The 9,845-nt window shown below is 61.7% G+C and carries 8 protein-coding genes and 3 pseudogenes; 1 reads left to right on the top strand and 10 read right to left on the bottom strand.

Annotated elements, in window-relative coordinates:
* Positions 1 to 105 precede the first annotated feature (105 nt).
* Positions 106 to 975, bottom strand: a complete 870-nt coding sequence (locus ABI213_RS08530) for an NmrA/HSCARG family protein (protein WP_348026748.1) — start codon at positions 973 to 975, stop codon at positions 106 to 108.
* Positions 976 to 1,075: 100 nt separating this feature from the next.
* Between ABI213_RS08530 and ABI213_RS08525 the strand changes: the two genes are divergently transcribed.
* Positions 1,076 to 1,972 (top strand): LysR family transcriptional regulator, encoded by an 897-nt coding sequence (locus tag ABI213_RS08525; protein ID WP_348026746.1) that lies wholly within the window; start codon positions 1,076 to 1,078, stop codon positions 1,970 to 1,972.
* A 1,092-nt stretch (positions 1,973 to 3,064) separates the two neighbouring features.
* On the opposite strand, the gene ABI213_RS08520 is transcribed toward ABI213_RS08525, so the two are convergent.
* From ABI213_RS08520 to ABI213_RS08480, 9 genes and pseudogenes are all read right to left on the bottom strand, one after another.
* Entirely contained in the window at positions 3,065 to 3,730 is a 666-nt protein-coding gene (locus ABI213_RS08520) for an SDR family oxidoreductase (protein ID WP_348026744.1), read from the bottom strand.
* Positions 3,731 to 3,916: 186 nt separating this feature from the next.
* Positions 3,917 to 4,081, bottom strand: a pseudogene (locus tag ABI213_RS08515) (transposase); the annotation flags it as partial.
* 656 nt (positions 4,082 to 4,737) lie between these two features.
* Positions 4,738 to 4,929: pseudogene (locus ABI213_RS08510) on the bottom strand (MerR family transcriptional regulator); the annotation flags it as partial.
* Between the two features lie 90 nt (positions 4,930 to 5,019).
* Positions 5,020 to 5,265 (bottom strand): DUF6434 domain-containing protein, encoded by a 246-nt coding sequence (locus ABI213_RS08505; RefSeq protein WP_348026742.1) that lies wholly within the window; start codon positions 5,263 to 5,265, stop codon positions 5,020 to 5,022.
* A 302-nt stretch (positions 5,266 to 5,567) separates the two neighbouring features.
* A pseudogene (locus ABI213_RS08500) lies at positions 5,568 to 7,001 on the bottom strand (IS66 family transposase).
* A 15-nt stretch (positions 7,002 to 7,016) separates the two neighbouring features.
* Positions 7,017 to 8,159 (bottom strand): mannitol dehydrogenase family protein, encoded by a 1,143-nt coding sequence (locus tag ABI213_RS08495; protein ID WP_348026740.1) that lies wholly within the window; start codon positions 8,157 to 8,159, stop codon positions 7,017 to 7,019.
* 13 nt (positions 8,160 to 8,172) lie between these two features.
* Positions 8,173 to 9,183 carry a zinc-binding alcohol dehydrogenase family protein gene (locus ABI213_RS08490; RefSeq protein ID WP_348026738.1) on the bottom strand — a complete coding sequence of 337 codons (1,011 nt, stop codon included), beginning with the start codon at positions 9,181 to 9,183 and terminating at the stop codon, positions 8,173 to 8,175.
* A gap of 23 nt (positions 9,184 to 9,206) precedes the next feature.
* Positions 9,207 to 9,608 carry an L-rhamnose mutarotase gene (locus ABI213_RS08485; protein WP_348026736.1) on the bottom strand — a complete coding sequence of 134 codons (402 nt, stop codon included), beginning with the start codon at positions 9,606 to 9,608 and terminating at the stop codon, positions 9,207 to 9,209.
* A gap of 11 nt (positions 9,609 to 9,619) precedes the next feature.
* Positions 9,620 to 9,845: aldo/keto reductase (locus ABI213_RS08480; RefSeq protein ID WP_348026734.1), on the bottom strand; the 226-nt coding region annotated here is incomplete at its 5' end.

The following is a 9,845-nucleotide window of genomic DNA, read 5'->3' as shown; positions in this document are numbered from 1 at the left end:
GGCGTTTGACGTTGCGCCAGGCGCGGCGCTGAGCTTGACCGGAACGGTCGTTGTCGAATAAATCATGGTGGAACTCCTTGTGTGGATTGAGAGGGCCGACCCAATTCAGGCCGATGCCGAGGTCTCGACGGCAAACTCGCGGTACGAGCGCAGTGGGCGGCCCAGTAGTGCCGTCAGGCGCTCGACATCACCCGCATCCGGGTTCATGCCCTCGGTGAGGAAGCGTTCGCTCATGAGGCGCATGTCGTACGCCATCCAGCTCGGCATGAAATTCAACAGATTCTTCTCGAACCCGGCGGTGTCGTCGCCGCCGTAGTTGATCGGGCGACCCAAGACTTGCGACCAGATGCCAGCGACGTCGGTCCCGGTCAACGCGTCGGGGCCGACGAGATTGATCCGGCTCAGGGGAAGCGATGCTGGTGCCTGTTCGCGGCGGAGCAGCTCGATGGCGGCAATCTCGGCGATATCACGCGTGTCGATCATGGCGAGCCCCTGGCTGCCAATGGGCATTGGATAGACGCCGTACCCTGTCACGACGTCCTTGACGGTGAGGTCGTTTTGCATGAAGTACGCCGGCCGCAGGATCGTGGCACCGAAGCCCATTTGCTCGAGCATCCGCTCCACACCGAACTTGCCTGCGAAGTGGGGGACGTTCAGGTACTTGTCGCTGTGGATCACCGATAGGTAGACGATTCGATCAATACCGGCATCACGCGCCAAGTTGAGGGTGACCAGAGCCTGCGTGAACTCGTCCGGGACGACGCCGTTGAGAAGGAACAGCGTGGACACGCCGGCCATGGCTCGGCGCAGGGACTCAACGTCCAGCAGGTCACCCCGAACGACCTCGACCCCAGCGGGGAACTTGGTCTTTGCCGGGTCGCGAACAAGTGCACGTACTGCGGCGCCGCGATCGACGAGTTGCTGGACGACTTGGTGGCCGATGGCGCCGGAAGCGCCGGTGATGAGAATGGTCATGAAAAACTCCGGGTTGGTTGTAACGAGCCCTGATCTTCGTTGTTCCCGATCGATGCTGATAGCCGTTATATTTGGACACTTTGTCTCACGGGTGGAACAAATGGACTTGCTTGCTCTTGCTGACTTCAACCTTGTCGCCCGCCACGGCGGTGTCGGGCGCGCTGCGCGCGAATCAGGCCGTCCTAAGGCCACGCTGTCGCGGCGCGTGGCCGATTTGGAAAGTGGCCTTAACCTGCGCCTGTTCGAGCGGGGCGCCAGGGTGTTGAAATTGACCGAAGAGGGTCGCGCCCTTTACGAGAGGACCTCGGCGCTGCTGGCCGACATTGAGGAAGCGGCGGCGGCCATCGCGTCGGGCGGTGAAATCCCGCGAGGCAACTTGCGAGTGAGTGCGCCGCTACTCTTCTCTCAGGCGGCCATGGGCAAGCTGGCAGCCCGGTTTGCCATGAGGTATCCACAAATCCGGCTCGAGGTCACTACCGAAGACCGGGCCGTGGACATGGTGGAAGAGGGCTACGACCTGGTGATCCGAGTCAACCCGGACCCGGATGCGAGGCTGATAGGACGAATCTTCGTGAGGGACCGTCTTGTCTTGGTCGCGAGTCCGCAACTCAAACCTCCGGCGGGCAAGGCAGTGGCTCCAGCAGTCATGCGAGGTGGCGGTTTCGGCGCAACCGCATCTTCTTGGGAATACACAGGGACATCGGGCAAGAAGCGCATCTCCGTGGAGCCAGTGCTGTCTCTTGCCTCCTTATTCATGGTCCGGGACGCCGTCCGTGCGGGCGTCGGTGTTGCCCGCCTGCCGATCTCTCTCGTAACCCAAGACTTGACCGCTGGGAAGCTGGTGCTCTGGGGGGATGTCGACGGCCCGGAGATCGCACTGTGGGCCTTGTACCCATCTCGCCGGCTGCTGAGCGCCCGTGTCTCAACGTTTCTGGAATTCTTGAAAGAATCATTCCCTTCAGGGTCTCCAGATGAATTGGCGGCCTTCGTCGATTGAGGCGGAGGTCGGCGCGCGCTGGCGGCATCACCCGAGTTTCAACGTCTGATGAGAGATATTAAAGAGAGGAGAAGGACAGTTGATTGACCTTAACGCGTTCCGGATATTCGAGGCGGTCGCGAAGCATCGCAGCTTTTCGGCAGCGGCTAAGGCGCTTGGGTTGCCAAAGTCTTCTGTCAGCCGAGCCATCGCGGCACTCGAGAGCGAATTGGGGACGCGACTGCTCCAGCGTACGACCCGGGAGGTTGTATTGACGGAGGCAGGATCCGCGCTGGAGCTGCGTTGCTCTGACATTCTCACCAGAGTGGACGACGCGGTGAACCATCTGGTAGGCCTTGGTGCCTCGCCCCGAGGGCTGTTGAAAATCACGGCTGGGATCGGGTTTGGCCATCATGTCCTAGGCCAGGTGATACCTCAATTCCTTGACCGATATCCACTCGTCCAAGTCGCCCTGGACCTCACCAGCCAGAACATCGACCTTGTCGCTTCGAATGTCGATGTAGCCGTTCGGATGGGCCCATTGCCCGATTCCCAGTTGGTGGCCACGCGACTCGGTTCCATTCCCAGGGTGCTGTGTTGCTCGCCCTCGTATATCGCTCGTAGGGGGCTTCCAAAATCTGCGGACGAGCTGTGTAATCACGACATCATTGAGATGCCGGGAGCGAATGGGAGGCCACGGGCGTGGACTCTAATGGACATTGCTGGTGAGCCCGTCAAGATTGAGTTTAGGCCGCGCGCGACTGTCAACGACACCATGACCATGCATCGGTTCACCTTGCAAGGCGCGGGCGTTGCATGTTTGCCAAAATACATGTCAACGGACGACCTCCAGACGGGGCGTTTGATAGAGCTATTACCCAATCTGCGGCCCGTCGCTGTCGAGGTGAGCGTGGTTTTTCCCAGTAGCCGTGAGCTCGCGCCCACCGTCCGTGCGTTCGTAGATTTCCTGCGAAGCTCCACGGCTTCAAATTCTTTGTGGGAAACCGGAAAATAGTTGACTGGGGACGGGAGAGCTCGACATGCAGAGGGAAAGATGCACCCTCTTAGAACCCGCAGCCTGCTCCCTCCTAAGAGCATTGATCTAACGCAGCATCACCAAGAGATCAACGGCGCGCGATGCAGCCAAGCATCGCTTTGTAATTGATCCAACACAAAGCTGGCGACATCTGCCCGGGCGATGGAGCCCCCGTGGAACCCGTAGAGATCCGTAAGCGCGCGGACAGGAGGCCGAGACGCCTTGTCGTTCAACACAGATGGTCGTACCAGTACCCAGTCCAATCCGCTGTCGCGAATCACAGCTTCCTGTCGGTTCTTATCGGCGTAGACCTTCCGCAGGAGAGCGGGAAAAATCACATGGTCGAAAAGAAAGCCTCCGTGTCCGGCGCTGTCGCCCGCACCCATGCCGGTGACGCAAACAAGACGTTGGATGCCCTCGGCCCGCATCGCATTGACCAGCGAGCGCGTTGCGGACGAAAGGAGGGTTACTTCCCGAAAAGGGCTGGCCGGCGTGCCCAACGCACTCACGACGGCATCCCTGCCTTTGAGAGCGTTACGTAAGGCCTTTTCGTCACGGGCGTCTCCAGCGATGATTTCCACGCCCTCAAGTCCCTTTGCTTTCTCCGGCGAGCGCACCAGTGCACGAACGTCGTACCCGCGAGCGAGCGCCTGTTTGACGATCAGCTGACCGGTTTTCCCGGTGGCACCGAGAACCAGAAGCTTAGGGCGAGCCAAGCCGTCGCCGGTGGTATGAAGGGTCATGAGAGTTACTCCGTTTGGTTGAAGGAGCTGTAATCTTCGTTGTTTTAAGAGAGGATCGATAGACGTTATATTTGAACGATACGTCTCACTGGCGGAACACACGGGTCCCTGTACTACTGATTTCACCCCAAAGGCCAAGGATTTGCCCAAGTCGAATTTATAAAGACTCCGCCAGCGACTTAGAACTTATCCGTAAATAATATTTACGTCCAATTTGATCATTCGCCGCGCCATGCTGGATGCAGCCAAGTGGTTCAGCGCTATGAAGCTGCGATCAAGTTTCTCGTATCGCACCAATAGCTTGCGAACCCGGTTGAACCAACTGTATGCCACCTCAACCACCCAGCGCCTACCGACGAAGAACGTGTCATCGCGATCACGGGGGCTTCGCGCGTTCTGAGGCTGCGACGCAGGAGCGGCATGAGCGCTTCCTGCGAGGGTCGCGTCAAGCCCTCCTCGACCATGTCGATGACCAAGGGATGGCGACCGCCGCCGACCGCGAGCGCACCGAGTAGCACCCTTAACGGCTCCAAATCCGTGGCACCTTCCTCTCGCAGCCAGTCGAGTTGCCGTTCCAGCGTCGCGACCTCGTCTCGGGTCAGCCCAAGCTCGCGTTCAAACTTGCGCGGATCGTCAAGTCTGTGCAGGGCAAGGTACTTTGCCTGGGGTAACGCCTCCGAAAGGCGCAGGGCAAGTCGGGTTTTGCCACTGCCAAGCGGTCCTACCAAATAGGTTAACGGCGCGTGCTCTGTAAAGGTGAACGGCTCACCGCCCCAAGGCCACGGCAGCGCAAACGACACCGAAGCCTTGTGCGCGCCGAGTGCATCGGCCAGATCACCTGGCCAGGGCGTGAGCCCAAGCGCCAGGCCATGGCGCAGTTGTCTCAGGCGTTCGCTCGCCCTTTGAATGCCTGCAAACTGGGCGCCTAGTTCCACTTCCCGCAGTGCGAACGCTTGGTCCCTCGCGGTCAAATCTCCCATTACTGCCTGCGCCGTCTGGGCCATGGTCAATCCCAACGACCGCAGCGCCACGATGTCCTGGGCAGCGCGAAGATCGTCCGGGCTGTAGTGCCGATAGCCGGCCTCCGTGCGCAGGGGTTGTAGTAAGCCTTTCTGCTCGTAAAGACGCAGGGTCTTGACGGAAACCCCGAGGCGGCGGGCGGCTTCGGCGGCGAGTATGGATGTGGTGTGGTTAGACAAATAGATTCTCCTTGTGGCGCACCAGAATCATCGGGTCGGACCCGGCGGCCGGGTCAAGCGGAATATCGCGATAGCCGGATGCGGGGATCGCTAGCTTGCACCCGACACTTCTGCCCCAGGCCCGCTTCCCGCCTTGTGCAGCCGCATCCACTCGTCTGCCACCTCTCCCATGTTCTGGGGCACCCCGCTTTTCATCCAGGCCATGAAGGGCCGGTTGAACTTGAACGTGTCACCGCATTCCTGCGCCAGAAACCGGCGGACGTTCTGGGTGTTTTTGTAGTTTTGGTCGATCCGGGTGGCCCGGCTGATGGGGTCTGCGTGCCAGTCAAATTGCATGGGGTCGCCTGGTTTTGGGGTTGCTGCGCAAGGAGTGTCTATAGCGCCTACGAATTAGCCATCGACGGACTTCCTTCTCTGCGGGGTCCGCACCTGCACCCCGTCCACGGCCGAACACCGCTGCCCATCGGTTGCTCCTGTTTACATAGCTGCCAGCGCAGGTAGCATCTGCGCCAGAGCCATTTTTTCTTTAAATCTTGGTAACTACTCAGCCGGCAATGGAGCCTAAAGCGGAAGCTGCAGCGTAGCCGATCCAAGAAGGCTGAATCGGCTGGCCGCCCTTGAAGACGCTGATGAGGCAGTCAAACAAACAAGCCTGCCTGCTGCTTGCGCATGGTTTGCAGACACGAGCGGATGGTAAAGAATGTGGCGGCCCCCTGGTCGGTGCGGAAGCACCCCGACACCTTCTGGCGGATCTTGGACATGCGCAGCGCCTGCTCAGCCAGGTTGTTGGTAAACGACACGCCCGCATCGGTGGCAAAGCGCCAAACATCCTGGCGGTAATCGCGCAGACGCTTGAGCAGGTTGTAGGCCTTGCTTTGTGCCACCCGGCCCCGCTGGGTGCTGTAGAGCTCATCATCGCGGGTCGCTGCCGGGTTGTTCGCCTCGCCGCGCAGCAGCAGCGCGCTCCACTGCCCCTCAAACCACGCCTGGCGCTGCACGGACAACGGGCCACCGTGTACATCGACTTCCTGTTTGCCATGCAACAAGTGCTCCATCATCTCTTGGGCCCCAGCATCCCAGACCCGTTCACCCATCTGCTCGTGCACATAGGTCAGCTCGCGCAGGTGGTGCGCCATACAACATGTTTACAGGCTGTGCACACAGTCCAGGTTTTTGTAGACCAAGAGTCCGTCATGCACCAGGGTGCCCCGCACAACGCCCAGGATGCCCAACGCATCAAAGGCTTGTGCGCCACGCTTGGCGTGGTGGGCAAGGTAGGTCAGCGTGGGGGTGACCACGCAGTGCAGCCATTGCAACTGGCCTTGCACGCGGATGCCACTCTCGTCGGCGTGCACGACGCAGGCGGCTTGCACCGCCTGGCCAATCGCATCCACGGTGGCCGTGAGGTGTTGGGCCGCTTGTGCGGTGAAGGCCAGTACGCTGGCTTGGGATAGCGGCAGGCCGAAGACATCGCCCAAGAGTTCACAGGTGCGCTGCAAGGGCACGAAGTGCTGCTGGTTGAGGTGGGCCGCCAGTGCCTTGGCCCCCGCGCCGTACTGGGTGGGAGCGTGGATGTCGGCGGGGAAGACTCCTTCATGCACTGCCCCGCAGATGCATACCGAACGGATCAACTGGTGCTCTGTGACCTGCGCGCGTAGCACGGGCAGGTCGAAGACTTGGCGGCGCTCGATGACGGCGTGTTGCAGCTGGGTGCTACTGCAGATGCTGCAGTGGGTCATGTTGAGGGCGCTGGTGTGTCCGATGACCAGGTCGGGCTGCGTGGCTTGCATCAGGGTGTTGCCGCTGTGACCAGGCTGGCCTGCGTTGGGGTTCTGGCCTGAGGGGCGCAATGACTTCGGATTGGGCTTGCTGTTGGATTTGGCCAGGCCGTCGCTGGAGGGCGGTTTGCTGGAGTTCTTGCTGTGCAGGCGCGGGCGATTTTCTAGCTCGGCGATGCGCTTTTGCAGCGCATCCACCTGGCTGACCAGACTCTGCACCGTCTGGAAGAGTTGAATGATCAGCTCGTCTTTTTGCCCGTGGCTGAGTTGGCTGAGGTCGGGGAGTCCGGGCATTACCTGGACTCTCGCTCATACCCTTCTTTGACCTGAGTAGTTACATGTTTTCAAGGCATCGCGTAGCTGGGTTTGGGCAATCTGCAGTTGCAGTTCTGCGGCGCGTTGCACCACGGGCGCCATGCGCCGCTGCTTTTTCTCAGCATGGTTTTTGGCAATGTCGGCAAGGCGGTGCTCCAGGAACGGATTGAGCAGGCGATCGCGCACTTCTTCCAGATAGGTGCGGGCCTCGGCACCGGTGGCCTCGGCGTCAAACACCGGCAACACCTCCTCGGCCCACACCGCCTCCAATGGGGTGCGCAGTATTGGCGTGTGCATGGCCTGCAACACGGTCATATCGGCAGGGCTGGCCAGCAGCTGCCAGCGCTCGGCCAGAAAGCTGTGACCCAGGTTCAGCAGCCATAGCTTGCGCTGTTCGAAGTCGGCCAGCTGATTGGTCAGCACCAGAGCCGGGTGGCTGCAGGGCAGCACCATGCGGGGCTGGCGTTCGATGGCCCACAGCGCATAGGGCTCGGCCACCGCGCCCGCGGGCTCCAGTGGCGACGACACGATGCGGTCCACCAGCGAATTGACCCACACGCAGTGTTCCTGCACATAGCCCAGAAACGCCGGCTCTGCCCCCCAGTCCTGCGCCAGGGTGCGCACGATGGCGCGCAGTGTGTCTCCGTTGCGGCTGACCAGCTCGCAGGGGTACAGCGTAAGTGGTGCCTCGGCTTGCTGTTGCCAGCGGTGGTGCAACAGCGCCACCAGTTTGGCCGGGTAGCTGCGTGGCGTGGCCGTGGGGTTGTGCAGCAGCGCGGCGGTGTCGGCGTCATCCAGCACATAGCCCGCGTCTGCGGTGTTGGACACAATGACCTGCACCGTGCCGGCCATGGCGTCACGCAGCAGGGCCCAGTCCCGGTCGGCATGCCAGACCGAGCGCACAGCGTCCACAAACAGGTTTTCTTCCACCCGCTGGCCCCGCTGCATGCCGCGCAGTTCCACACGGTAGCCATGGGCCAGGGCTGCGGCGCGGGCACTGCTGTGCGGGCTGCCGGTGCTTTGCACCACGGTGATGCCACCTAGGGCCTGGTCTTGGGCCAGCGCCTGTGACACGAACAGGTCCACATGCGCCTGCAGAAAGCGTCCGGTACCGAATTGCAGAATAGGTGTGCTCACGCGGGTCCTTCGCTCAGCATTCGATCAAAGCCTTGACCACGCCCTGCTTGGGGTCGAGCAGCGTTTCGAAGTGGGCCGGCACGTCTGCCAGCGGCATGCGGTGGGTGTTGAGGGCCTGGGTGGGGATCTTCCCCGCGCGCATGGCTTCCAGCACGGTCTCGAAGTCTTCCATGGTGGCATTGCGGCTGCCCAGCAAGGTCGCTTCACGCTTGTGGAATTCGGGATCAGAAAATGTGATGCTGTCGCGCACCACCGACACCATGACGTACTTGCCACCATGTGCGATGAACTGGAATCCGCGCTCCATGGCGCGCGCGTTGCCGGTGGCGTCAAAGACGACATCGTAAAAATCTCCCTCCGTCAGGGCTCGCAGCTCTTCCAGGTCGTGTTCGCCAATCAGCACGCCCGCATGTGCGCCCAGGTGCTGCTTGCAGAACGCCACCCGCTCGCTGCGCGTGTCCAGCGCAGTGACCTGGCCGCCCCGCAGGCCGGCAAACAACAGGGCGGCCATGCCAATCGGACCGGTGCCTACCACCAGTACGCGCTGGCCGGGTTGTACGTCGGCGCGGCGTACGGCGTGGGCGCCGATGGCCAGAAACTCCACCATGGCCGCCTGGTCCAGCGAGACGCCAACCGCCTTGCGCACAAACTGTGCGGGCACGCTGAGGTATTCGGTGAACGCGCCGTCGCGGTGCACGCCCAGTACCTGGATGTTGACGCAGCAATTGGTCTTGCCCTGGCGGCAGGCCACACAGTGGCCGCAGGACAGGTAGGGCATCACGAAAACGGGGTCACCCGGCTGCAGCGGGCTGTCCACCGGTGCTTCCTCCACGGTGCCTGAAATTTCGTGGCCCATGACGCGTGGGTAGTCCAGGTAGGGCTGGTTGCCGGTATAGATGTGCAGGTCGGTGCCGCACACCCCTACTCGGCGCACGCGCAGTAGCACATCGGCCTCGTTGCGGGTGGGGGCAGCGCCTTCGATGGCGCGCAGCACGCCGGGGGTTTCACAAATAACGGTCAGCATAAAAATTCCTTCGGTAAGTGGGGTCAGGCGGAGCAGAACACGGATTCCATGGCGGCCCAGTGTTCGCCTGGGCTGCGCGATTCCAATGGGCGTTGGCAGGGGCCGCACAGGGCCCACCAGCGCTGCGTGTCGGGATCGGCGGCGATGGCGGCCATGTCCACCTCAAAGTCCTGGCCGTGGTATTCCCAGTAGCCGAACAACAGGTTCTCGGGTTCGCGCAGGAAGATGCTGTAGTTGCGCACCTGCGACTGGTCAATGCGCAGCAGCACGGCCGGCCAAACGGCCGTATGCAGGCGCTTGTATTCAGGGATGTGTTGCGGGTCAATGCCAATGACCCAGCCCATTTTTTGCATGTGGTTGGTCTCCGTGGGTATGTCGGGCAAGCTGGTATGGGTGCTGCGCAGGGGCAGCGGCGTCGCCAGCATGTGCATATTTCTCAGGCCGGAAGCGGTGCTTGCGGATGCAGCAGGCCACGCGCGCGCAAGGTCTGCCAGAGCGTGGGGGGCAAGGGTTGTTCCAGCCAGGCCACGTTTTGCTGCAACTGGGCCGCGGTACGGATGCCGGTGACGCAAGACACCACGGCCGGATGGGCCAGCGGAAACTGCAAGGCTGCTGCCGGCAAGGGCACGTCGAACTCGGCGCATACGGCGGTGAGTGCCTGC

The organism is Rhodoferax sp., from assembly GCF_039922535.1.
Taxonomy (GTDB): Bacteria; Pseudomonadota; Gammaproteobacteria; order Burkholderiales; family Burkholderiaceae_C; genus Rhodoferax_B.
The sequence above is the reverse complement of the archived record's forward strand: the minus strand, read 5'-3'. Positions and strand labels throughout refer to the sequence as shown.

Bases quoted from the DNA above. Each gene is read 5' to 3' on its own strand.
- ABI213_RS08525 (WP_348026746.1), top strand. From the start codon at position 1,076: ATGGACTTGCTTGCTCTTGCTGACTTCAACCTTGTCGCCCGCCACGGC.
- ABI213_RS08530 (WP_348026748.1), bottom strand. From the start codon at position 975: ATGACCATTCTCATCACCGGCGCTTCCGGCGCCATCGGCCACCAAGTC.
- ABI213_RS08505 (WP_348026742.1), bottom strand. From the start codon at position 5,265: ATGCAATTTGACTGGCACGCAGACCCCATCAGCCGGGCCACCCGGATC.
- ABI213_RS08485 (WP_348026736.1), bottom strand. From the start codon at position 9,608: ATGCTGGCGACGCCGCTGCCCCTGCGCAGCACCCATACCAGCTTGCCC.
- ABI213_RS08520 (WP_348026744.1), bottom strand. From the start codon at position 3,730: ATGACCCTTCATACCACCGGCGACGGCTTGGCTCGCCCTAAGCTTCTG.
- ABI213_RS08490 (WP_348026738.1), bottom strand. From the start codon at position 9,183: ATGCTGACCGTTATTTGTGAAACCCCCGGCGTGCTGCGCGCCATCGAA.